20 protein-coding genes and 2 pseudogenes are annotated in these 21,409 nt (G+C 65.0%); 15 read left to right on the forward strand and 7 right to left on the reverse strand.

The genetic code is table 11. From position 1 onward, the window contains the following. Positions 1-225 (forward strand): annotated as a pseudogene (locus A9K71_RS32240) (monooxygenase); the annotation flags it as partial. Positions 226-254: 29 nt separating this feature from the next. On the opposite strand, the pseudogene A9K71_RS32415 reads toward A9K71_RS32240, so the two are convergent. Beyond that, positions 255-408, reverse strand: a pseudogene (locus A9K71_RS32415) (SAM-dependent methyltransferase); the annotation flags it as partial. Between the two features lie 235 nt (positions 409-643). On the opposite strand from A9K71_RS32415, the gene A9K71_RS07780 reads away from it, so the two are divergent. The 4 genes from A9K71_RS07780 to A9K71_RS07795 all read left to right on the forward strand — a co-directional run bounded on the left by A9K71_RS07780 (position 644) and on the right by A9K71_RS07795 (position 5,271). Next, on the forward strand, positions 644-1,123 hold the full coding sequence (locus tag A9K71_RS07780; RefSeq protein ID WP_066992823.1) for a DUF2231 domain-containing protein: 480 nt from the start codon (positions 644-646) through the stop codon (positions 1,121-1,123). Between the two features lie 282 nt (positions 1,124-1,405). Next, positions 1,406-1,654: a hypothetical protein gene (locus tag A9K71_RS31955; RefSeq protein ID WP_066992826.1), complete on the forward strand. Its 249-nt coding sequence runs from the start codon at positions 1,406-1,408 to the stop codon at positions 1,652-1,654. Between the two features lie 507 nt (positions 1,655-2,161). Next, positions 2,162-3,748, forward strand: a complete 1,587-nt coding sequence (locus tag A9K71_RS07790) for a DUF2778 domain-containing protein (RefSeq protein ID WP_245299553.1) — start codon at positions 2,162-2,164, stop codon at positions 3,746-3,748. A 281-nt stretch (positions 3,749-4,029) separates the two neighbouring features. Next, positions 4,030-5,271 (forward strand): glycosyltransferase, encoded by a 1,242-nt coding sequence (locus A9K71_RS07795; protein WP_066992829.1) that lies wholly within the window; start codon positions 4,030-4,032, stop codon positions 5,269-5,271. Positions 5,272-5,274: 3 nt separating this feature from the next. On the opposite strand, the gene A9K71_RS07800 is transcribed toward A9K71_RS07795, so the two are convergent. Next, the gene (locus A9K71_RS07800) at positions 5,275-6,030 is read right to left on the reverse strand and encodes a DUF4239 domain-containing protein (RefSeq protein WP_066992832.1); all 756 of its coding nucleotides are present in this window, start codon (positions 6,028-6,030) and stop codon (positions 5,275-5,277) included. Between the two features lie 217 nt (positions 6,031-6,247). Between A9K71_RS07800 and A9K71_RS07805 the strand changes: the two genes are divergently transcribed. From A9K71_RS07805 to A9K71_RS07820, 4 genes are all read left to right on the forward strand, one after another. Then, positions 6,248-7,033, forward strand: a complete 786-nt coding sequence (locus tag A9K71_RS07805) for a ThuA domain-containing protein (RefSeq protein WP_066993181.1) — start codon at positions 6,248-6,250, stop codon at positions 7,031-7,033. 89 nt (positions 7,034-7,122) lie between these two features. Beyond that, the gene (locus A9K71_RS07810) at positions 7,123-8,181 is read left to right on the forward strand and encodes a Gfo/Idh/MocA family oxidoreductase (protein ID WP_066992835.1); all 1,059 of its coding nucleotides are present in this window, start codon (positions 7,123-7,125) and stop codon (positions 8,179-8,181) included. Between the two features lie 131 nt (positions 8,182-8,312). Beyond that, positions 8,313-9,305 carry an adenosine deaminase gene (gene add / locus A9K71_RS07815; protein ID WP_066992837.1) on the forward strand — a complete coding sequence of 331 codons (993 nt, stop codon included), beginning with the start codon at positions 8,313-8,315 and terminating at the stop codon, positions 9,303-9,305. Between the two features lie 78 nt (positions 9,306-9,383). Next, on the forward strand, positions 9,384-9,785 hold the full coding sequence (locus A9K71_RS07820; RefSeq protein WP_066992839.1) for a GFA family protein: 402 nt from the start codon (positions 9,384-9,386) through the stop codon (positions 9,783-9,785). 40 nt (positions 9,786-9,825) lie between these two features. Here the strand turns inward: A9K71_RS07820 and A9K71_RS07825 are convergent, their stop codons facing one another. Together A9K71_RS07825 and A9K71_RS07830 are read right to left on the reverse strand one after the other, a co-directional pair. After that, positions 9,826-10,548 (reverse strand): 3-keto-5-aminohexanoate cleavage protein, encoded by a 723-nt coding sequence (locus tag A9K71_RS07825; protein WP_066992841.1) that lies wholly within the window; start codon positions 10,546-10,548, stop codon positions 9,826-9,828. A 136-nt stretch (positions 10,549-10,684) separates the two neighbouring features. Beyond that, positions 10,685-11,101 carry a helix-turn-helix domain-containing protein gene (locus A9K71_RS07830; RefSeq protein WP_066992843.1) on the reverse strand — a complete coding sequence of 139 codons (417 nt, stop codon included), beginning with the start codon at positions 11,099-11,101 and terminating at the stop codon, positions 10,685-10,687. 105 nt (positions 11,102-11,206) lie between these two features. On the opposite strand from A9K71_RS07830, the gene A9K71_RS07835 reads away from it, so the two are divergent. Further along, positions 11,207-11,794 (forward strand): dihydrofolate reductase family protein, encoded by a 588-nt coding sequence (locus tag A9K71_RS07835; RefSeq protein ID WP_066992845.1) that lies wholly within the window; start codon positions 11,207-11,209, stop codon positions 11,792-11,794. Between the two features lie 416 nt (positions 11,795-12,210). Here A9K71_RS07835 and A9K71_RS07840 read toward each other — a convergent pair whose 3' ends face one another. Beyond that, entirely contained in the window at positions 12,211-13,455 is a 1,245-nt protein-coding gene (locus A9K71_RS07840; protein WP_066992849.1) for a cytochrome-c peroxidase, read from the reverse strand. Between the two features lie 205 nt (positions 13,456-13,660). On the opposite strand from A9K71_RS07840, the gene A9K71_RS07845 reads away from it, so the two are divergent. The 4 genes from A9K71_RS07845 (at position 13,661) to A9K71_RS07860 (ending at position 16,959) form a co-directional block, all read left to right on the forward strand. Further along, a complete protein-coding gene (locus A9K71_RS07845; RefSeq protein ID WP_066992851.1) occupies positions 13,661-14,083 on the forward strand; it encodes an OsmC family protein in 423 nt (140 codons plus the stop codon). Positions 14,084-14,089: 6 nt separating this feature from the next. Beyond that, a complete protein-coding gene (locus A9K71_RS07850) occupies positions 14,090-14,617 on the forward strand; it encodes a hypothetical protein (protein WP_066992854.1) in 528 nt (175 codons plus the stop codon). Positions 14,618-14,764: 147 nt separating this feature from the next. Next, positions 14,765-16,135: a patatin-like phospholipase family protein gene (locus A9K71_RS07855; protein WP_066992857.1), complete on the forward strand. Its 1,371-nt coding sequence runs from the start codon at positions 14,765-14,767 to the stop codon at positions 16,133-16,135. 80 nt (positions 16,136-16,215) lie between these two features. Continuing rightward, on the forward strand, positions 16,216-16,959 hold the full coding sequence (locus tag A9K71_RS07860; RefSeq protein ID WP_066993184.1) for a 2OG-Fe(II) oxygenase: 744 nt from the start codon (positions 16,216-16,218) through the stop codon (positions 16,957-16,959). 28 nt (positions 16,960-16,987) lie between these two features. Here A9K71_RS07860 and A9K71_RS07865 read toward each other — a convergent pair whose 3' ends face one another. Further along, complete coding sequence (locus A9K71_RS07865; RefSeq protein ID WP_245299554.1) at positions 16,988-17,263, reverse strand: GYD domain-containing protein; 276 nt, start codon at positions 17,261-17,263, stop codon at positions 16,988-16,990. Positions 17,264-17,530: 267 nt separating this feature from the next. Between A9K71_RS07865 and A9K71_RS07870 the strand changes: the two genes are divergently transcribed. Further along, positions 17,531-19,153 carry an ABC-F family ATP-binding cassette domain-containing protein gene (locus tag A9K71_RS07870; RefSeq protein ID WP_066992860.1) on the forward strand — a complete coding sequence of 541 codons (1,623 nt, stop codon included), beginning with the start codon at positions 17,531-17,533 and terminating at the stop codon, positions 19,151-19,153. Between the two features lie 159 nt (positions 19,154-19,312). Here A9K71_RS07870 and htpG read toward each other — a convergent pair whose 3' ends face one another. Then, entirely contained in the window at positions 19,313-21,205 is a 1,893-nt protein-coding gene (gene htpG / locus A9K71_RS07875; protein WP_066992862.1) for a molecular chaperone HtpG, read from the reverse strand. Positions 21,206-21,409: the final 204 nt, after the last annotated feature.

Genomic DNA, 21,409 nt, shown 5'->3' on the forward strand with positions numbered 1-21,409 from the left:
GGACGGGAAGCGGCCGGCAAACGCTACGAGGCGGTCTGGCGAAGAGTATTCTCCACGCGGGTCCTAGCCGCCGAAGCCCTGGCTCGGCTAGCCCTCGGCCCCGGCGGCGCCGCGTTGATGGAGGCAGTCGTCCGCAATTTTCCACGCACGCTCACCTTTGGAGCGCGGCTCAGCGGCAAGACAAAACCTGTCCCTGGTTTGGCCGATGCGCGCCTGGCTCGATAGGTTGGCCTAGAGTTCAGCCACGATGATGTCGACTGAATTTTGGCGGCGACCTCACCGCTGCCGTGCCTGTCCGCAATCACCGAAGTGGCGTAATCCGTTGCTGCTCCAGTTTTGCCGATCTCTGGCTTGGATTTCGTTGCGAAGAAGAGTGCCGTGACAATAAGCCACCGCCGGGATGCGTGGCATTGGATCACGCGCGCCAAGAGCACACTATCGTTCAGCTCGCTTTCGAGTCGAGCCCACACTGGCATACGCGCCTATAGCGGTGCGTGAATTCCGTTCCGCGCAGCGCAGTCGGGTTATGGAACATTCCGGCTCAACCGGAGTTTGCATATATCCGGCTTTCTGCCGCCGAGCCCCTGATGCGTTGTGATGTGGCCTGAGGGCGGCGCTCGCCACGCCTCGAGGAGGCCCTACGATGGTCCAGCACACGATCCCTCGCAATCCGCACAGCACGGCAAGCATTGCCGGCCATCCTGTTCATGCAATGCTGATACCGTTCCCGATCGCCTTCTTCGTCGCGACCTTCGTTTGCGACCTTATCTTCTGGCGAACCGGTAATCCGGGCTGGGTCACCGCTACGCTCTGGCTGCTGGGGGCAGGTCTGACCATGGCCGTGCTGGCGGCTCTTGCCGGCTTGACCGATGTCCTGGGGGACACCCAGATCCGCAATCTCCAAGACGCATGGCTTCACGCCGGCGGCAACGTGGTCGTCGTTCTCATCGAAATTTACAACTGGTACTCGCGGTATGCCGACGCGGAGGCAGCGGTAGTGCCGGTTGGACTTGTCCTGTCGCTGATCGTTGTCCTCATCCTTCTGTTCACCGGCTGGAAGGGTTGGGGAATGGTCTATCGGCATCACGTCGGCGTTGCCGACGATTCGGACCAAATGCGCTGAATGCGCCCGTTTGCCGGGGATTGAAGCAGCTCCAGGATTTCGCTGGAAGCTGTATAAAAACAATCGGCTGGATTGGGCAAGCGATTCAAAGGTTGAACAGCTCCAAGCGACGTTGGCCGACGGAAGCGGGGCAGCTTGAACGGTCCGATCTACGATTACCGACGGAATCGATAGGCCGGCCGGAAAGGTGTAGGATGCCTTGTCGTCCGCACTCTGGCGAGGCACACGGACGCTTGAAAGAGTAGATCGCGCTTTCGCCCATCTAAGGGGCAGGGAAGCGTCATGGCTTTCACCAAACACAGCGGAATATTCACGCCAGTCGAGCTGGAGCTCCTCCAGAAAGTATTCGATCAGTTGTGCAACGAGCGCCGTCTGGCGTCAAAAGACGGGGGCGCAAGAGAACAGCTTGCCTCCGACGTGCTCGAAGCCTTCCAAAACGGCTTCAGCGCCGAAGCGGAGTTGTTGCAATCGCTTGCGGAGCGCCGCACCGCACCGTCGCGACGCAATCCGGCTCGACAGCTCCGTCCTTGATTGTCTGGCGCGGCGAAGGCTGTCTTCCCGCATCGGGGTTGACGTTGCGATCTGCCGCCCTGGAAGAGATGCCGCAGCTGGTCGCGCCAGGCTCTTCCTGCCGTTTTTTAACCTCAATCCGTTCTTAGCTGGCGATCGCCCGAAAGGGTAGAACCTTCGCGCTTGCTTGACTCGGTCCGCAAAAACGGGCAGCAAAGCGGCTGAGGGAGAGCATTTTTACCGTGGCGCAGACCATGGAGGGCTCTTTTTTCGTATGGACCGTCGCCACAATGGCGATTGGTGGAGGGATTGGTTAACCATCTTTGTCCATCTTTTGAATCAATCGGCAACAGACGCGTGAAGGTGCAGGGGGCACCAGGCGAACTGTGATCGTGACGGGTGCCAGGTCCGCAAACCGGCATGCCGATTGAGAGTGGTCGTATGGCGTTTTTGCGTTTGAAGAACCGGGGTGACGCTCCTGAAGAGGGGGTAACTTCGAAGAAATCTGGTGGTCATCGTTGGGTTGTGGTGCCTGCTGTCGGCGCTGCCCTGGCCCTGTGGTCGGTCGCGACCATGGCCGGCCTCTATTCCGTGAGTACCTCGCTCACCGCCGCCTCCAACGGATTGCCGCAGAGCCTGCTTGCGCCGCATAGCATCGTGCTTGGCGACCAGCGCCGCAAGGTCGCGAACGCCTGGGCGCCGCGCCTTGCCGCGAACGGTGCGCACAAGACGGGCTCGCTCACCCGCGGCTGCGATGCCGGCTGCCTCAGGCTCGCAGCCAGCTTTGCGAGCTCCACGCCAAACCCCTCCAGCTTGGTGCATGACGGCAAGGCCGCGCGGCTGAAACCGGCACCGGATAGCGTATCGCATGAGAAGGTTGTCGCGGCTTCCGCCGCGGACGTCGCCGACCGTTTCGACAGCGTCATCAAGCGCGCCGGGCTTTCGCCGCAGAAACTGGCCGATGCCTTCCGGCGCGCCGAGAACGCTCCGGTCCTGCTGGCGAGCTTGCCGTCGGCAAGCCGCTTCGGCGGCGCGGCCGACAGCGGTTCGGCCCGGAGTGGGCTGACCTTGAGCGGCCCGGCCGAGTCACGCTTTGGCGGAAATCAGGTCGACGTTCAGCGCGCGTCCGAACTGGCGCTGGCGCTTGCCAATGTCATGCCCGAAGAGACGGTCGACGTGCCGACCGCCGTCGCGCTCGCCAGCGGCGACGCGCCTGAGATGACGGCCGGCGCTTCCGGCGACGACGGAAAAGCTGAAGTGCAGGTCGCTTCGCTGCCGCCGCAGGATGGTTTGCCCGACAGCATCGCAGTGCCTGGTTTGAGGCCGCGCACCGCCCTCGAGCGCGTGACGGAAGAGCCTGAACAGAATGCCGCGAGGAAGCCGGAACCGGCCAAGCCGCAGGCAAGCCAGGCGGCAAGGCCCCAAATTGCCAAACCGGAGTCGGCCAAACCGCAGCCGGCCAAGCCGCAGCCGACCGTTGTCGACTCCGCCGAAGGTGCGCAGACGCCGCGCTCGCTGAGGAGCTCCGACCAGGCGCTTCCGGGTGTGCAGGGTGCGAAGCCGATTGAGGCCGCGCCGGCCAAGCGCAGCAAGGCGCAAGCCTCCGAGATGCTCGCCTACGCCAAGCCGGACACGCCCGAGCGCGGCGGTCTCGGCAACGCCTTCAGGGGTCTGTTCAACAGTCCTTCGACGGGCAATGGCGTCGCCGTCTATGACATCTCGACGGCGACGGTCTACATGCCCGATGGCTCCAAGCTGGAGGCGCATTCGGGGAAGGGCGCCATGGCCGACCAGCCGCGCTTCGCCAACCGCAAGAATTCCGGCCCGACGCCGCCCGACACCTACAATCTGTCGCTGCGTGAATCGCGCTTCCACGGCGTCGAGGCCATCCGGCTGACGCCGACCAGCGGCAGGAACAAATATAACCGCAACGGTCTGCTCGCCCATACCTATCTGCTGCGCGGCGCCCCAGCCCAATCCAGCGGCTGCGTGGCCTTCAAGGATTATGGCCGCTTCCTCTCTGCCTTCAAGAAGGGGAAGATCAAGCGCCTGGTCGTTGTGCCGCGCCTGAACGGGTCGCCCACCCAGGTCGCCCAGGAAGGCCGCCAGGGCTGACTCCGCCCGCCACTATGCCGGCAGCAGCTTGTTGCCGGTAGGCTGCCTTTGATTTGCGGTCTTTACCGCCGTTGACGCGCGGCGCGGTCGACGCACGCGCTTGATGTCTTCGCCACGTCTCTTGCGACAGCGGCAGTGACCGGTTCCATCGAATTGCGGATGAGGGAAGGGAGAACTCCCTCTCCCAGAAAGCATATATGGCGCAGCCCGGGCTTGCGGCAAGCCCCCGGCAATGCCGTATGTACGCTGCCCTTGACCTCAGTTTAGGAAAGGGAGTTTGCATGCGGATTTTACTGTCGACTTACGGTTCGCGCGGCGATGTCGAGCCGGTGGTGGCGCTGGGCGAGCGACTGCAGGCGCTCGGCGCCGAGGTGCGGGTGAGTGTCCCCGGCGATGAAGAATTTGCAGCGCTGTGCGCCCGTGCCGGTGTGGAGCTGGTGCCGGCCTTCGCACCGGTGCGCGAATGGGTAAAGGAGATGACGCGGCGCAGGGCATCGGAATCGCCGAAGGACGTGGCCGCGCTCATCTCCGGCCAGGCGGCCGAGATCCTCGCCAGGCAATACGATACGCTCATGGCGGCCGCCGAAGGCTGCGATGCCGTGGTGGCCTGCGGCCTGTTTCCGTCCTGTGCCGCCGCGCGGCTGGTCGCCGGGCAGCGGCACATGCGCTACATCCTTGCCACCTTCTGTCCGATCTGGCTGCCGTCGGCGCACAACCGGCCGCATGAATATCCGGGACATCCGCTTCCAGCCGGGGTGACCGACAACCGGCTGCTGTGGGAGACGGATATCGCGACCAAGAACGCGCTGTTCGGCCAAGCGATCAACAGCTGGCGCGCGTCGCTCGGATTGCCTGCGGCGGAGAATGTCCGCGATTATGTCTACGGCGATCCGGTCCTGCTCGCCTGCGACCCAGCGCTCGGGCCGTGGCTGCCCTCGGACCTGACCGATGCCAGGCAGACCGGCGCCTGGATCCTGGCCGACGAGCGGCCGCTGCCCGACGGGCTGGAGGCATTCCTCGAAGCCGGCCCGCCTCCGGTCTATGTCGGCTTCGGCTCCATTGCCGTGGCCAAGGAGGCCGGCCGTGCGGCCATCGAGGCGGTCCGCGCCAAGGGCCGGCGCACGGTGATCGCGCGTGGCTGGGCCGAGCTTGGCCTTACCGACGACCGGGACGATTGCTTCGCCGTCGGCGATGTCAACCAGCAGGCGCTGTTCCGCCGCGTCGCCGCCGTCATGCATCACGGCGGTGCCGGAACGACCGTCGCCGCCGCGCGGGCAGGAGCGCCGCAACTGGTGGTGCCGCAGATCGGCGACCAGCCGTACTGGGCGCGGCGGGTGGCCGAGTTCGGCATCGGCGCAACTCATGACGGCCCGGTTCCGACAGCGGGGTCATTGTCGGCGGCGATGGAGACGGCGCTGGCGCCCGAAACCCGCATCCGTGCGAGCGAGGTTGCCCGTTTGGTCCGCGCCGACGGCGCGGCGGTGGCGGCGAAGCTTTTGATCGAGATGTTCGGTCGTGCCTGACCTTCACTGCGTCAGTTCCGCCAGCGCCCTCTGCAGGGGCGCCGGCGAGACCTGGATCGGGCCGGAGAAGGGGCTGTCCATGTCGATGATCAGATAGATTGCCGCGGCCACCAGCGCCCCGGACACGAGGCACGTGAAGATGATGGTTCCATTGCACGGTGCTCGGAAGCCGAAGCTGGCGAAGATCAGCGTCAGCCAGGCAACGAGCAGCGCGATCAGCGGCGCGGGGATGGCACCCTCGGACTGCTCGGCCAGAATCCAGCGCTGCGCGATCACCTTCTGCAGCTGCTGTGTCGCCGCCTGTTGCGCGGCGGTCTGCTTGGCATCCGCAGGGGTCAATCCGCCCACGATATCGCCGACCTGATTGAGCAGCAGTTCCGACAGCCTGTTCGGGACGACCGTCGTGTCGCTGTCGGCGGTCGAGGTATCGACGACGCGCTGCACATAGGCGGTGAGCGATTGCCGGGCGCCGTCCGCCTCCGGTCCATAGCGTCGGAGCGTTCTGTCGAGCAGAATGAGATCGGTGGCGAAGGTGTGGACGTTGACGTTGATGGATTCGAACGTGTTCTTGGCCGAGTTGATCATCAGGCCGAGGACCAGCGAGGACATCACTATGAAGAGGTTCGCGGCGAGCCGCACCACCGCGCTGGTATCGTCGCCAAGGTGGTGAGCAGGGAAGCGCTCATGCACCATCAGGCTGACCAGCGACGCCCCGGCCAGACAAGCAAAAATCGCCGCCCCTATAAGCACTTCGCCCATAGCTGATATTGCGCACGGGAAAGGACGGTTGCCAATTGGGTGGAGGTGGTTGAATCAAAGCGGAAGCATACAGGCGTATGTGGTTGTTCGCGAACGATGCTTTCGGGCTCTTCGTCATGTGCAGCGGAGCGAAGGGCAAAAACCGCTTCCAATGCCGGCCGAAGACGCTATCTATTGCGCCGGGCGGCTCCACCCTCTCACCATCACGAGGCAATCCATGACAATTCGCGCTGTCGTCTGGGGCGAGAACATCCATGAGCGGACCAATGAGGTGGTCGCCGGCATCTATCCGCAAGGCATGCACACGACCATCGCCAACGCGCTCAACGCCGACAAGGCGATCTCCGCCTCGACCGCGACGCTGGAGCAGCCGGAGCATGGGTTGCCTGAATCCCGCCTCGCCGAGACCGACGTGCTCGTCTGGTGGGGTCACAAGGACCATGGCGCGGTGGCCGACGATATGGTCGAGCGCGTCGCCCGCCGCGTCTTCGAAGGCATGGGACTGATCGTGCTCCACTCCGGCCATTTCTCGAAAATCTTCAAACGGCTGATGGGCACGCCCTGCACGCTCAAATGGCGCGAGGCCGGCGAGCGCGAACGGCTCTGGGTGACGAGCCCCAGCCACCCGATCGCCGAAGGCATCGGCGAGTATTTCGAGCTCGAGAACGAGGAGATGTATGGCGAGCAGTTCGCCGTGCCGGAGCCGCTGGAGACAATCTTCATCTCCTGGTTCCAGGGCGGCGAGGTGTTCCGCTCAGGCCTTACCTACCGGCGCGGCGCCGGCAATGTCTTCTACTTCCGCCCGGGCCACGAAACCTATCCGACCTACCACGACGCGACCGTGCACAAGGTGCTGCGCAACGCAGTGAAGTGGGCGCACAACCCGCAGGGCAGGAATTCCGCCATCCTCAAAGCACCCAACGTGCCGGTGGAGAAGGCGCTGGAGCCGATCGTCGAACGCGGCGGCAAGCTGCATGCGCCCGGCGAGGCTGGTTTCCGCTAAAACGTTTTCTGTTTGGGATTGCGTGCAAGCAACAATTAGATCGTCCGCCTAATATCATTGAATCGAACCAATTCCTCTGGAGGAGCAAAATGCGGCTTTTGATACTCGGTACCGGCTGGATGGCGCAGGAGCATGCCCGCCGCTTCGGCGCCATCGAAGGCGTCGACATCGTCGGTGCGGTCGATGTCGATCCGGCCCGCGTCGGGGAATATGCCGACGCCTACAAGATCGCGAAGCGCTTCACCTCGCTGGAGGCGGCGCTCGACTGGGGCGGTTTCGACGCGGTCGCCAATGTCACGCCCGACCGCATCCACCACCCGACCACCATGGCGCTGATCGGCGCCGGCAAGCCGGTGCTGTGCGAGAAGCCGCTGGCCGAAAATTTCGGCAAGGCAAGCGAGATGGCCGAGGCGGCGGAAGCCGCCGGCGTCGTCAACATGGTCAACCTTACCTACCGCAACGTCGCGCCGCTGCAGAAGGCGCGGCAAATGGTGCAGGCCGGCGAGATCGGCACGGTACGACACGTCGAGGCCTCCTATCTGCAGAGCTGGCTGGTATCGAAATTCTGGGGCGACTGGCGAAGCGACCCCAAGTGGCTGTGGCGGCTCTCGCGCGGCCACGGCTCAAACGGCGTGCTCGGCGACGTCGGCATCCACATCCTCGACTTCGCCAGCTACGGCGCCGCCCTCGATATCGACCACGTATTCTGTCGGCTGCGCGCCTTCGACAAGGCGCCGGGCAACCGCATCGGCGACTACCAGCTCGACGCCAATGACAGCTTCGCCATGACGCTCGATTTCGCCAACGGCGCCTTCGGCGTGGTGCATGCCAGCCGCTGGGCGAGCGGCCATCTCAACGAGCTCAGGCTGCGTATCTATGGCGACAAGGGCGGCATCGAGGTGGCGCACAATCTCAATGGCTCGATGTTGAAGGGCTGCATCGGTGCCAATGTCGAGGACGCCAAATGGGAAGAGCTCGACGCCGGCACCGTGCCGACCAACTACCAGCGCTTCGTCGAGGCGGTGAAAAGCGGCGTGCAGGCCGAGCCCAATTTCCGCCATGCGGCTGGTCTGCAGAAGGTGCTGGATCTGGCGGTGGTGTCGGACGAGAAGCGCGCCGAGCTGAGAGCCCACGCGGACACGCAGTGAGGCCGAACTGCCGATCTCCCCCGCAACGCGGGATGACTGGCTGTCGTCACACACAAATCTTTCAGTCATTTCTTGAAGCCTTGATCCCGCCTTTCGTGATTTGATGCGGCCACAAAGCTCGGGAGGCTTCATTGACCGACTATATCGGGTTGCCGAAGGCCGAAGTGCACATCCATGTCGAGGGCTGCTTCGAGGCCGACGACGTGATCAGGAATTGCGCGGAGGCTGGCATGCCGCTGCGCGCGCCGCGCGACAGGCTCTTCGAGGCGCATGATCTGAAGAGCTTCCTCGAAATGCTCGACTGGCTGTGCGGCACGTTTCGCACGCGCGAGCAGCTGGCCATCGCCGCCTATAAATTTGCGCGGCGCATGGCCAAGAGCGGCGTGCGCTATGCCGATGTCATCGTCAACCCGACCCACTGGCCGCACTGGCACCGGAACATCGCCGGGATGATCGACGCCTTCGATGCCGGGTTCGCGGCGGCCGAGCAGGATGGATACCCGCCGGTCGGGCTCTGCGTTAGCCTGCTGCGCACACAGTCGGCCGAGGACGCCATCGAACTGGTGGAGTTGCTGAGCAGGATCAGGCACCGGCGCGTCGTGGCCCTTTCGATCGACGGCAACGAGGCGGCCGCCGGGCGCACCGGTCCGCGCTTCGCCGAGGCGTTCCGCCGCGCCGCCACGGCCGGATTGCGACGCACCGTCCACGCCGGCGAGTCGAGCGGTCCCGAGGGCGTTCGCGACGCCATCGAGCTGCTTGGCGCCGATCGCATCGACCATGGCGTTCGCGCGATCGAGGAGCCGGCTCTGGTCGACCTGCTCGCACAGAGGCGAATTCCGCTCGGCGTCTGCCCGATCTCCAACATCGCGCTCGGCGTCTATCCTTCGCTTGCCGAGCATCCGATCGACGCTCTGCGCAAAGCCGGCGTTCCCGTCTCCATCAACACCGACGATCCGGCGCTGCTCGGCACGACGCTCGAAGCCTCTTACGCCGCCTGCGCCGAGACCTTCGCCTGGGAAACTGAAATAATCCGCCAGCTCGCCGCGACATCGGTGCATGCGAGCTACGCCGACCCGGCGGTGAAGGCGCGGATACTGGCGGATCTGACGGCCTGGCAGGGGTAGGCGACGCTCGGCGGATAGGTGCTTTCACCGCGCCGCCGAACTGCATAAGGTGCCGAGACTCGGTCGAAAGGAGCCAGCATGGTCACGCGACGCGCCGAATGTTCCTGCGGTCAGCTGTCGGCCACCTGCGCGGGCGAGCCGGTGCGCATCTCGGTGTGTCATTGCCTCGACTGCAAGCGGCGCACAGGCAGCGCCTTCAGCTACAATGTGCGCTTTGCCGAGGCCGATGTGACGATAGACGGGCGCGCGCTGCAGTTCACGCGCACCGGCGAGCAGGGCGGGCGGATAACCTACAGCTTCTGCCCTGATTGCGGGACCACGGTGCACTACCGCATCGACACGCAGCCCGGCCTTACTGCGATTCCGGTAGGGACGTTCGCGGATCCGTCGTTCCCGCCGCCCTTCCAATCCTTCTACCACCGTAGCCGGCGCTGCGAATGGGTCGAGATAACCGCCAAGCCGCTGACGAAGTTCGGCTGATTTTTGGCCTTGGGTCCTCCCCATGAGGCGAGGAGCCAAGTCACGCCCGGCGATAGGTCCTCACCGCCGCCTTCACCAGCGCCGCATTCCCGTCCGCCACCGTCCCATCAGGCAACTCCTTACCGTCCTCGAGCCCGACACGGGTCGAAAACTTCCGCACCGCCGCCCGCTCGACGAAGGGCCACACGGTCGCGTTCTCGCCATGCAGCAGGATCGAGCGGTGAATGCCTTCGCGTTGCAGCAGCTTTTCGATGCCGTCGGCGACGGCAAAGGCCTCCTCCAGCGTCTGCTCGGAAATCTCGATCAGGACGCGCAGCACCCGGCGGCCATGATCGAGGCTGGCCAGCCTGAGCGCATCGCCGATCGACGCCAGCCCGGCCTCGATGCCGACGCCGCGGTTGCGCAACGCTTCCATCACTTCGGGCGCCGCCGCCTCGCTGAGATTGACCGAGGCGTAGTCGGGCAGCTCATGCCAGCCGGCGATGGCGGCAATCGTGCGCCTGTCGTCCTTCTCGATCCAGGCGCCGGTCGAAACGCCGATCAGCGTGCCGGGGCAGGCGCGGCGCAGCGCCGTCACCGTCCGGTCCATCGCTTCCGGGGCAAGGCTTTCCTGCCGGTCGGCGCCGCGCGCATGCACATGCAGTTCGGCGGCACCCGCCGCAACCGAGGCCGCGCCGTCGCGTGCCATGGCATCCGGGTCGAGCGGCAGGGCGGGGTGGAAATCCGCGGCGCGGGCGCCGTTGATGCAGGCCTGGACGAGCATGGCGGTCGATCCTGTTGAGGCGGAGTCTAGCGCAGGGGAGCATAGACTGGAAACGGAACCTACGGGCAGGATCTTATCGACGCCGCGATCCTTCGCCGTAGAACTCGACTTTGGGCAATTGGCGGCGTGGAACGCCTTACCCCAAATGCTCCTTCCTCAACCTCTTCTTCATCCGCTCCAGCGCCGGCTGGCCACCTGCCGCTAGCTCCTTGGCAACCCGCGCCAAATCCTCATCCGCCTTTCGATATTTGCTGCCCCAAGCGCCAAGCGTGGCGAGTATCGGCAAAAGGTCGATGCCGGCCTCGGTCAGCCGGTAAATCGCTTTCAGCCTGTGGGTCGGGTCGTCGCTGCGGGTGAGGACGCCTTCGTCGACCAGGGTCTGCAACCGCTCGGCCAGCGTGCGCGACGAGATGCCTTCGTCCGACTGCAGGAACTCGCGAAAATGCCTTTTCCCGGCGAAGGCCAAGTCGCGGATGATGAGCAGCGTCCAGCGGTCGCCGATGAGCTCGAGCGACAGGCTGATCGGGCAGCCGGACCTTTCCTTCGTCGACATGAAGTTAGTTCCATTTGTAAATCACTTTTCAATTGACAGCATTCCTTCCGCGCGTCAAATGATTTCAAAAGTAAACCGTGTTTGGAGATGCGAGAGGACCGCGCAATGAAAAAGCTCATCCTGCAAATGCAGATGTCGGTCGACGGCTTCGTCGGCGCCGACGAGAACCGTCGTTGGCAGCTTTGGGAATGGGGCGACGAGAGCAACTGGGACGACGAGCTCAAGCAGGACTTCAATGCCGTGTTCGAAACCGTCGACACGATTCTGCTCAGCCGCAAGATGGCCGAGGAGGGCTACCTCAATCACTGGGGCAATGCGGCGAGGAAATTTCCGCGAGACCGTTTTTATGCCTTTGCCCAACGTATCATCGCAGCTTACAAGGTGGTGCTGAGCGACAGGCTGAAGGCGTCGCGGTGGGAGCGTACCAGGGTTGCGAGCGGCGATCTGCCGCGTGAGATCAATGCGCTGAAGGCGGGCGAGGGCGGCGACATTGCCGTGTTCGGCGGCGCCGGCTTCGCCTCGGCGCTGATCGCCGCCGGGCTGGTCGACGAGTTCCAGCTCTTCATCAACCCGGCGGTGCTGGGTGCGGGCCGTCGCATCTTCGACCAGGCGGGCTTCGCCAGGCTGAAGCTCACCGGCTCGAAAGCCTATGCCTGCGGCATGGTGGTGAACCGCTACGCGCCGGCCGGGTGAGGCACTTGAATCAATCTGCCAGCACGCCGTCTCAACCGCTTGTTCGCTTGTCGTTCCCCGGCGAATTGCGAACCGTCGGTGCCATGCCTTATCCGCCTGGATGCGACCCCAGCGCGTTGGTTTCCCGATACCCCGCTTCATCGTTGGCCGCGGCGCCGAACCGCCGGGCTTCGTGCGACGTAAGACCGATGAGCGCGCGCCCGGCATGTTCGGCGGGCTTGTCATTGGCGATGTCGAACACCGCCCAGCTATGATGAGGCGGTTCTTGCACCGCTACGAATCTCATTTGAGCCCTCGCTCTGACGAGATGCTAATGTAGCAGATGCTTTCTGTCGGTCTGTGACGGAAGCCACACAAACAAGACGCGTCCACCGATTATTTTGGCCGGGGAAGTCCGCGGAGAGCTTTTAGCCGCCCTACTGCCCGGCCTGGTCCGCGTCCGTCAGCGTGCCGAGGAAAGCGACGATGTCGTCGATCTCGGCGTCGGTCAGCGCCGGCTTCTCGCCTGGTTTCCTGCCGTTGAAGGGCGGGTCGGTGTTGAGGTTTCCCCAGTAGGCCTTTGGCAGATCGTCGAATTTCTCGACCGTGCCGTCCGCGTTCTTCGGATACCAGCGGCCGGGATCTGTGTCGCGAGTGGCGTAGAAGGCGACAGCCTCGCGCAGCGAGTGGACATAGCCGTTGTGGAAGAAGCTTTTGCGCAGCGCGACATTGCGCAGGGTCGGCGTCTTGAACAGGCCGCAATACTCGCTCCGGCTCTTGAAGTCGGCGCGCAGCGGCCCGCACAGCCCGAGGTCGAGATAATTGGGATCGGCGTTGGTCGGGATCGCCTGGTTGCGCGGCACGGCGATGGCGATCAGGCCGTAATCGGTGAATTGCGGCGGCTCGCCGTCATTTGCCGGCTCGCTCAGATGGCAGCTCGCGCAATTGCCTTTGTTTTCGTCCTCGAACAGCGCACGGCCGCGCAACTCCTGCGCGGTCAACTGCGCCTTGCCGGCAAGGAAGGCGTCGTAGCGGCTGGAATAGGGGTAGAAATCGGCGCTGCTCTGCTCGAAGGTGCCGAGCGCCTCGACCGCCGCGTCGAAGGCATCCTGCTGATGGTCGAAAATATCCGCGCCGAACGCCGCCTTGAACGCATCGGCATAGGGCGCTTTGCGCAAGGCGGCGACCACGGCAGCTTCATCCTTGTTGCCCATCTCGAAGGGCGACAGCAGCGGGATCCTCGCCTGGTCCTTGCCGTGGTCGGCGCGCCCGTCCCAAGTCAATCCGCCGGTCGGGCCGTTGTCGACGCTTTCGTCGCCCTCGTCCTCGGAGTCGTAGAAGTGCTCGGTGAAGGCCGGCGCCGCCTGCAGGTAGCGCAGCGACGGCACGGCGCGCAGGCCGGGCCGGTCGAGGTTCGGCCCGCCCATCTCGACCGGCGCGGCGGAGGCCGGGCCGAAGGCGTGGTTGGGATCGTGGCAGGACGAGCAGGCCTGTCTGCCCGAAGCCGACAGCGATGGGTCGAAGAACATTTTTCGCCCGAGCGCCGTCAGTGCTTCGGCGCGTGCGAAGGCTTGCGTGCGCGACATCGGGCCAGGATGGACGCTGCCCGCCGGCTGGCCGGCGGCGGGCCAAAGAACAGCGACGGCGAGAGCGGCGAGCGTGGCAAATTTCCGTGGTGGCATGACCCTCAATCCCGTTTGCCATTGGCCCAGCAGCGCGGTGCCGCGAATTGTTGACTGGCGGAGGCAAATTGCCAAGCCGGAACGCGGCAGATCAGCCCTTCCACGGACCACCTCGCACGAAGAAAACCGCAGCTGTGCCCTGGATGGTTGCCGAGATAGATTCCCGTCCGCTATCAATGGCCTCCAAACCGGGGAAGGACTTTCGATGAGCGAGCTGAAGATCAGAACCCGTGCTACCGGCGCCTGCGCCGTGCTGCCGCCGGGCGGCTTGCCGGCGGTAACGACGCCGACCGGCGGCACGGTCGACGTGGTGACTGCGGTCAGCGCGCCGGGCTTCAACCCGCTCGACCTGCTCTATGCCTCCTTGGCCGCCTGCATGGTGCTGAGCGCCCGCATCGCCGCCACCCGCCTCGGCGTCGCCGACCGGCTTGGCGAGGTGAAGGCGGATGTCGGCGGCGAGAAGGCGAAGGACGAGCCGTCGCGGGTGGAGGGGTTCAATATCCGGTTGGAGATTGCCGGCGACCTCGACGCCGCGACCAAGCAGCGCATCGTCGAGGATGCCGAGACGATCTGCACCGTCTCCAACACCCTGCGCGGCGCGCCGGCGCTGCACGCGACGCTGGGGTGAGGGGCAGTGGCGCATCTTTCTGCGATCGACTATGCGACTGCCTCCGACGAAATCCGCGCCGAGCATGATCGGGAGCTCGCGCTGCGCGGCCGCATGACCAACATGAAGCGCATCCTGCTTCACTCCCCGGCCGCGCACCGCATCTACGCCGAATGGTTCACGCTGCGCGATCTCCTGCGTCCGACGCTCGAAGACCGGGCGATCTGGCTGTTTTCGAAGGCGATCGCCGAGACGATGCGCGCCGAGGTCCCGGTCACCTTCTTCCGTCGCGCGCTACTCGACTCCGGCCTCGATCCGGATCTGATTGAACCCAGCCCCGACGAAGCGCTGCTGATGTCCTTCGGCAGGGCGCTCGCCGCGGACGCCAATGCCGTTGCCGACGAGACCTGGGCCGCGCTCAAGGCCCACTACGACGAAACGCTGCTCGTCAACCTCGTCGCCTTCGCCGGCATCATGGTGGCGACCTGCGTCTTCACCAATGGAGTGAAGGTGGATCTCGATCCCGGGCTGGAGGGGTATCGCCGGAACGCTTGAGGCGAAGACCCCCGGGGCTGGCCGTTGCCTTGCTCTGCCTGCTGCGCATAGACTGAGCCCGGGAACGAGCGATCGGGGGGACCTCGATGCGTTGGCGTGTGGGCTTGCTTGTGTTGGCAGCGGCGCTGCTGGCCGGATGCGTCGCCAATGACGTCGAGCCCATCAACACCCCATGTGACCCAAGTCGGGCCTGGCTCGCCGGACTACATTCCCGATGCTCCCGCCGACGGGTCGACCGTGGTCGCGCTGTCCTTCTCGGGCGGCGGCACGCGTGCCACCGCCTTCAGCTATGGCGTGCTTCAGGCGCTCGACGATGTCGAGGTCGGCAGCGGCGGGCGAGCGCATACGCTGATCGACGACGTGAGCGTCGTCGGCGGCGTTTCTGGCGGTGCGGTGACGGCGGCCTATCTCGGCTACAAAGGGCGTGGTTACCGCGAGCTTCGCGAGCGCTTCTTGCTGCGCGATGCCGAGAGCTCGCTGCACACCGCCAAGCTCGCTCCGGCCAATCTGGCGCGGCTGTGGAAAGGCGGCGTCAACGACCGCAGCACCTTTGCCGCGTGGCTGGACAGGAACCTGTTCGACGGTGCCACATACAGTGCCTTCAGACGTCCCGGCGCCCCGCTGGTCTGGATCCACGCATCCGACATCTACAACGGCACGGCCTTCGGCTTCACCTACGACCGCTTCGCGGCCATCTGCAGCGATCTGGACAAGCTTCGTATCGCCGATGCGGTGGCGGCCTCGGCGGCGTTCCCCGCGGTGTTCGCGCCGGTTGTCGTCTCGACGACCACGCCGACAACCAGATGCAACTACGAGCAGCCGGACTGGATCGACCGCGGTCTCAACGATCCGGAGGCACCGGAACGGGTCAAGGCCGCGGCTCGCGCCATGGATTCCTACCAGAACAACGACCGCGTCAACTACATCAAGCTGCTTGACGGCGGATTGACCGACAACATCGCGGTGGTCGGCTTCGCGGAATCGCTCGACACCGCCGGCAGTCCGCACAGCCCGTTGTCGCCGCAGGCGGCGGTGAGGATGCGAACGCTGATCATGATCGTTGCCGATGCGGGCCGCAGGAAAGAACCCGACTGGGTCAAGGTCAAGCAGGGACCGGGCCTGGTCGACATGATCGACGCCACCGCCGGCACCTCGATCGCGTCCTCGGTGCGCGACGAATTCGATTCCCTCAAGCTCGAATTCCGGCTGTGGCGCGAAAAGCTGGTCAAATATCGCTGCAGCCTGCCGGCGGCGGTGGTAGCGCGCTACCGCGGCGGCCTGTCCGGCTGGAAGTGCCGCGACGTCCAGATGGTGGTTGAACTGGTCTCCTTCGCCGACCTGCCGCCAGACGAGGCAGCCGCGCTGAACGTCATCCCGACCCGGCTGAGGCTGACGCCGGAGCAGGTCGAGCGGACCATCCAGGCCGGCTGCGACGCGGTGCGCCTCAACCCGCGCCTGCAGCAGGCATTCCGCCGCGCTCAGGGTCGCGCGGGCTTCGTTGTGGCTGGTTCGCAGTAAGACCGCGCGCCATTTCCGCAGGAATCGGGTGGCCGCCGCTTCGCCTCCGCCCCACTTTGATGGCATCGAAGGAGGCGCTCATGACTGTCCATTCCCTCAACACCAAACGCGCCGGACGCTCGGCCGAATCCTGTGTCGCCGCGCAGGACTGGCACGCGCTCGTCACCGAGCTCAACGCCCAGGGCTGCGCTGTCATGCCCGGCCTGCTTTCGCCGGAGGAATGCGCCGAAATCGCCGCGCTCTATCCGCACGAAGAACATTTCCGCAGCCATGTGGTGATGGCGCGCCATGGCTTCGGCAGGGGCGAGTACCGCTATTTCCGTTATCCGCTGCCTGATCTGATCGAGGGCCTGCGCACTGCGCTTTATCCACGGGTCGCCGGCGTCGCCAATGACTGGAACGAGAAGATGGGCGCCGCGCTCCGTTACCCTTCCGACCACGCCGCCTTCCTAAAGCGTTGCCACGACGAGGGCCAAACCAAGCCGACGCCGCTTCTGCTGCAATACGGCCCCGGCGACTTCAACTGTCTGCACCAGGATCTCTATGGCGCGCTCGCCTTTCCGCTGCAGGTGGCGATCCTGCTCTCCGAACCCGGCAAGGATTTCACCGGCGGCGAATTCGTGCTGACCGAGCAGCGCCCGCGCATGCAGAGCCGCGCCGAGGTGGTGCCGCTCAAGCGCGGCGACGCGGTGATCTTCGCCGTGCACAACCGGCCCGTGGAGGGCACGCGAGGTTACTATCGCGTCAACCTGCGCCACGGCGTCAGCCGCCTACGCTCGGGCAGGCGACACACGCTCGGTATCATCTTCCACGACGCGAGGTGACACCCCTCCGAGGCGGCTTTTCTCGGCTCTACGTTCCAGGCCGCCGATAACGGATCGCTTTCGCTCTGCTTAGCGCGTCCATCGTCTCCTCGACGCTGAGGAGGACGGTGGTCTCGCAGGAGCTGAGTGCCCCTCCGGCACCGATGGCGAGCACGACGGACGCCATCGAAACATTGTCCGGCGCCTCCCACAGGTTCCACCCGTCGTGTTCGCCGAACGCATACCAGAACCCGTGCAGCTTTCCGCCGACCGATTCTATGTATGAGCTGGCCGCCTTGCGGCGATCCTCGGGGTTTTCGATCATTCGCGCTCAGGTCTCGGGCGTGTAGCTGAAGCGCGTCAGGTACATGGCCATGGTTGACCTCCCTTACCAGAGCCCATCAAGTGGTTGGCTCCAGCACTAAGCGCTCGATCGGTCGGCGACGCCAATCAATTTCACTGCGGCTGGGTTCTGCCTCGAAGGAATAGCCGAGCGCGCGGATGCGGCGCTTCTACCTCTTCCCTCCGCACCCTCATTCGCGTATGCCCCGGGCAAATCCCGCCATCTCAGCGCAGTTTCCCGGACCGTCCCATGATCCGTCTCGAAAATATCGGCAAGCAGAACGGCCGTCAGATTGTCTTCATCGAAGCCTCGGCCGCCCTGCAGAAGGGCGAGAAGGTCGGCCTCGTCGGCCCGAACGGCGCCGGCAAGACTACGCTCTTCCGCATGATCATCGGCCAGGAGCAGCCGGACGAAGGCCAAGTCTCGGTCGATCGCGGCGTTACCATCGGCTATTTCAGTCAGGATGTCGGTGACATGGAGGGGATGAGCGCCGTCGCCGAGGTGATGGAAGGCGCCGGCCCGGTGAGCGCCGTCGCAGCCGAGATGCGCGAGCTCGAGAACGCCATGGGCGATCCCGACCGCGCCGACGAGATGGACGCGATCATCGAGCGCTATGGCGAGTTGCAGCACCGCTTCGAGGAACTCGACGGCTATGCGCTCGACGGCCGCGCCCGCGAGGTGCTCGACGGCCTCGGCTTCTCCCAGGAGATGATGGACGGCGACGTTGCAAAACTCTCCGGCGGCTGGAAGATGCGCGTCGCGCTCGCCCGTATCCTGCTGATGCGGCCCGACGTCATGCTGCTCGACGAGCCGAGCAACCATCTCGATCTTGAGAGCCTGATCTGGCTGGAGAAATTCCTCAAGGACTATGACGGCGCGCTGCTGATGACCTCGCATGACCGCGAGTTCATGAACCGCATCGTTTCGAAGGTGATCGAGATCGACGCCGGCGGGCTCACCTCCTATTCCGGCAACTACGAATTCTACCAGGAGCAGCGGGCGCTGGCCGACAAGCAGCTGCAGGCGCAGTTCGACCGCCAGCAGGCGATGCTTGCCAAGGAGATCGCCTTCATCGAGCGCTTCAAGGCGCGCGCCTCGCACGCCGCCCAGGTGCAGAGCCGGGTGAAGAAGCTCGACAAGATCGACCGCGTCGAGCCGCCCAAGCGTCGCCAGACGGTGGCCTTCGAGTTCCAGCCTGCGCCGCGCTGCGGCGAGGACGTGGCGACGCTGAAGGGCATCCACAAATCCTATGGCAGCCGCTCGATCTATGCCGGCCTCGACTTCCAGATCCGCCGCCGCGAGCGCTGGTGCGTGATGGGCGTCAACGGCGCCGGCAAGTCGACGCTTTTGAAGCTCGTGGCCGGCGCCTCCGAGCCGGATGAGGGCTCGGTGGCGCGCGGTCCGAGCGTCAAGATGGGCTATTTCGCCCAGCACGCCATGGAACTGCTCGACGGCGAGCGCACCGTGTTTCAGACGCTGGAAGACAATTTCCCGCAGGCCGGCCAGGCGCCGCTCAGGGCTTTAGCCGGCTGCTTCGGCTTTTCCGGCGACGAGATCGAGAAGAAGTGCCGCGTGCTCTCGGGCGGCGAGAGGGCAAGGCTGGTCATGGCGCTGATGCTGTTCGATCCGCCGAACCTTCTGGTGCTCGACGAGCCGACCAACCACCTCGACATGGCGACCAAGCAGATGCTGATCGAGGCGCTGGCGCAATATGAAGGCACGATGCTGTTCGTCTCGCACGACCGCCATTTCCTGTCCGCACTATCGAACCGCGTGCTGGAGCTCACGCCGGATGGCATCCACACCTATGGCGGCGGCTATACGGAATATGTCGCCAGGACGGGGCAAGAGGCACCGGGGCTGAGGGGGTAGGGCGGCGCTCTGACCTCCGAGCGTAGTAGCGTGGAGAAGCCTTGACCCGTCGGCAGGACAGAGGGGGGCGCGAAGGATCGCGACCGATCTCACCCTTGCGCCGCCTCCTCGTGAGAAGTCACGGCAGGATCCGGGCTCCGTGAGGCGCCCAACGCCCCACTACTCCCTCGCCAAACCGCGCTCGATCAGGCGAGCAAGCCGCGCCGAAAACGCCCTGGCATCGGCCGGCTTGTCGCCGTCCAGCACGCGCGCCTCGTCGTAAAGCAGATGCGCGGCGTCTTCCTTGAAAGCGCGCTCGCCGTCGCCGAGCTTCGCCAGCGCCGTGACGCGCTCGTGCCGCGGGTTGATCTCGAGGATCGGCTTCGCCGCCTTGTCGAGGCGGCCGGCCGCGTTGAGCAGCCGCTCGAACTGGCGGTCGGGACCGTGCTCGGGCGCGACCAGGCAGACCGCGCTTTCAGTCAGGCGGTCGGAGGCCTTCACGTCCGAGACCTCGTCTCCCAGCGCCGTCTTCACGAAGGCCAGGAAGGTCGCGATTTCGGACGAGATTTCGGCATCCGGCTTGGACGCGGTGTCGAGCAGCGTGATCTCCGACAGTTCGGCCGCGCCCTGCGTTACCGATCTGAACGGCTTGCCGTCGAATTCTGGCGCCATCGTCGTCCAGAAACTGTCGACCGGATCGGTCAAAAGCAGCACTTCGATACCGCGCGCCCGGAACCCTTCGAGCTGCGGCGAGGCCTCGAGCCGGGCGCGGTCTTCCCCGGCCATGAAGAAGATCGCCTTCTGCCCTTCCTTCATTGCGGCGACATAATCGGCCAGGCTGCGCAGCGCTTCGCCGGAAGCGGTCGAGCGGAAGCGGGCGAGCTTCAGCAGCTGCTCGCGCCGCTCGTAGTCCTCGTAGAGCCCCTCCTTGAGCACGACGCCGAAATTCTCCCAGATCTTGGCGTAGGCCTCGGCATCGTTATCGGCCGTTTTAGCGAGGTCGCCGAGGACGCGGTTGGTGACACCCTTGCGGATCGCGGCGAGCAGCGGGCTTTCCTGGATCATCTCGCGCGAGACGTTGAGCGGCAGATCGGCGGAATCGACCAGGCCGCGCACGAAGCGCAGATAGCGCGGCAACACGTCGGCATCGTCGGTGATGAAGACGCGCCGCACGTAGAGCTTCATACGACCCTTGCGGTCCTGGTCGAAGAGATCGAACGGACGCGAGCCCGGCACGAAGGCAAGCGCGCTGTATTCGTGCCGACCCTCGGCGCGGAAGTGGATGGTGGCGGCCGGCTCGTCATACTGGCCGGCGATGCTGCGGTAGAAGTCGGTATATTGCTCGGGCTTTATGTCGCTCTTCGGCCTCACCCAGAGCGCCGTGCCGTCGGCGATATCGCGCGGCTCGGCGCCCGGCTTCTCAACAAGCGTGATCGGCACCGGCACGTGGCCGGACTGCGACTTCGCCAGCCCTTCGAGCCGGTAAGGCGTGGTGTAGGGACTCGCATCGTCCATCAGATGCAGCACGACGCGCGTGCCGCGCCTGGGAGCTGCCGCAAGCGGCACGGGAGCGATCTCGTAGGTGCCCTTGCCGTCGGAAGACCAGCGCCAGGCTTCCTCGCTGCCGGCCTGCCGGCTGATGACATCGACATGATCGGCCACCATGAAAGCGGAGTAGAAGCCGACGCCGAACTGGCCGATGAGTTGCGAGTCCTCAGTCGCCTTGCCGGCCTCGACGCGCTCGATGAAGGCACGGGTGCCGGAGCGTGCTATGGTGCCCAGAGCCTCGGCCATCTCCTCGCGGCCCATGCCGATGCCGTTGTCCTCGACGGCAAGCTGCTTGTTGTCGGGGTCGGCCGAAATGGTGATGCGCGGCTTTGCGTCCTCGCCCAGCAGCTCGGGACGGGTGATCGCTTCGAAGCGCAGCTTCTCGCACGCGTCCGCGCCGTTGGAGATCAGCTCGCGCAGGAAGACTTCCCGGTCCGAATAGACCGAATGCACCATCATGTGCAGCAGCCGCGAGACATCCGCCTCGAATGTCCTGGTTTCCGTCGTCTTGGTATCCGTCGTCATTCAGAATCTTCCCACATAGTAACTCTGGCCCGTCGCGCCGCGGCGTGTCGAAGCTGCCGATCTCCGCCGATGAGGGGAGATGTCCGACAGGACAAAGGGGGCGCTCCCGCCAGCCGATCTGTCGCGGAGTGCTTTCTCGCTTTTCCGGTTCTTGTCAATTCAGAAGGGTGCCGTTTCCCTCGCGCTCCCTTTTGCCCTGCCGAC

It is taken from the genome of Mesorhizobium sp. WSM3873 (assembly GCF_001672445.1).
Taxonomy (GTDB): domain Bacteria; phylum Pseudomonadota; class Alphaproteobacteria; order Rhizobiales; family Rhizobiaceae; genus Mesorhizobium.

What these genes read in the sequence shown, in the direction of transcription:
- A9K71_RS07780 (WP_066992823.1), top strand. Translation starts at nt 644, where the DNA reads ATGGTCCAGCACACGATCCCTCGCAATCCGCACAGCACGGCAAGCATT.
- A9K71_RS31955 (WP_066992826.1), top strand. Translation starts at nt 1,406, where the DNA reads ATGGCTTTCACCAAACACAGCGGAATATTCACGCCAGTCGAGCTGGAG.
- A9K71_RS07795 (WP_066992829.1), top strand. Translation starts at nt 4,030, where the DNA reads ATGCGGATTTTACTGTCGACTTACGGTTCGCGCGGCGATGTCGAGCCG.
- A9K71_RS07800 (WP_066992832.1), bottom strand. Translation starts at nt 6,030, where the DNA reads ATGGGCGAAGTGCTTATAGGGGCGGCGATTTTTGCTTGTCTGGCCGGG.
- A9K71_RS07805 (WP_066993181.1), top strand. Translation starts at nt 6,248, where the DNA reads ATGACAATTCGCGCTGTCGTCTGGGGCGAGAACATCCATGAGCGGACC.
- A9K71_RS07810 (WP_066992835.1), top strand. Translation starts at nt 7,123, where the DNA reads ATGCGGCTTTTGATACTCGGTACCGGCTGGATGGCGCAGGAGCATGCC.
- A9K71_RS07820 (WP_066992839.1), top strand. Translation starts at nt 9,384, where the DNA reads ATGGTCACGCGACGCGCCGAATGTTCCTGCGGTCAGCTGTCGGCCACC.
- A9K71_RS07825 (WP_066992841.1), bottom strand. Translation starts at nt 10,548, where the DNA reads ATGCTCGTCCAGGCCTGCATCAACGGCGCCCGCGCCGCGGATTTCCAC.
- A9K71_RS07830 (WP_066992843.1), bottom strand. Translation starts at nt 11,101, where the DNA reads ATGTCGACGAAGGAAAGGTCCGGCTGCCCGATCAGCCTGTCGCTCGAG.
- A9K71_RS07835 (WP_066992845.1), top strand. Translation starts at nt 11,207, where the DNA reads ATGAAAAAGCTCATCCTGCAAATGCAGATGTCGGTCGACGGCTTCGTC.
- A9K71_RS07840 (WP_066992849.1), bottom strand. Translation starts at nt 13,455, where the DNA reads ATGCCACCACGGAAATTTGCCACGCTCGCCGCTCTCGCCGTCGCTGTT.
- A9K71_RS07845 (WP_066992851.1), top strand. Translation starts at nt 13,661, where the DNA reads ATGAGCGAGCTGAAGATCAGAACCCGTGCTACCGGCGCCTGCGCCGTG.
- A9K71_RS07855 (WP_066992857.1), top strand. Translation starts at nt 14,765, where the DNA reads ATGACGTCGAGCCCATCAACACCCCATGTGACCCAAGTCGGGCCTGGC.
- A9K71_RS07860 (WP_066993184.1), top strand. Translation starts at nt 16,216, where the DNA reads ATGACTGTCCATTCCCTCAACACCAAACGCGCCGGACGCTCGGCCGAA.
- A9K71_RS07865 (WP_245299554.1), bottom strand. Translation starts at nt 17,263, where the DNA reads ATGATCGAAAACCCCGAGGATCGCCGCAAGGCGGCCAGCTCATACATA.
- A9K71_RS07870 (WP_066992860.1), top strand. Translation starts at nt 17,531, where the DNA reads ATGATCCGTCTCGAAAATATCGGCAAGCAGAACGGCCGTCAGATTGTC.
- htpG (WP_066992862.1), bottom strand. Translation starts at nt 21,205, where the DNA reads ATGACGACGGATACCAAGACGACGGAAACCAGGACATTCGAGGCGGAT.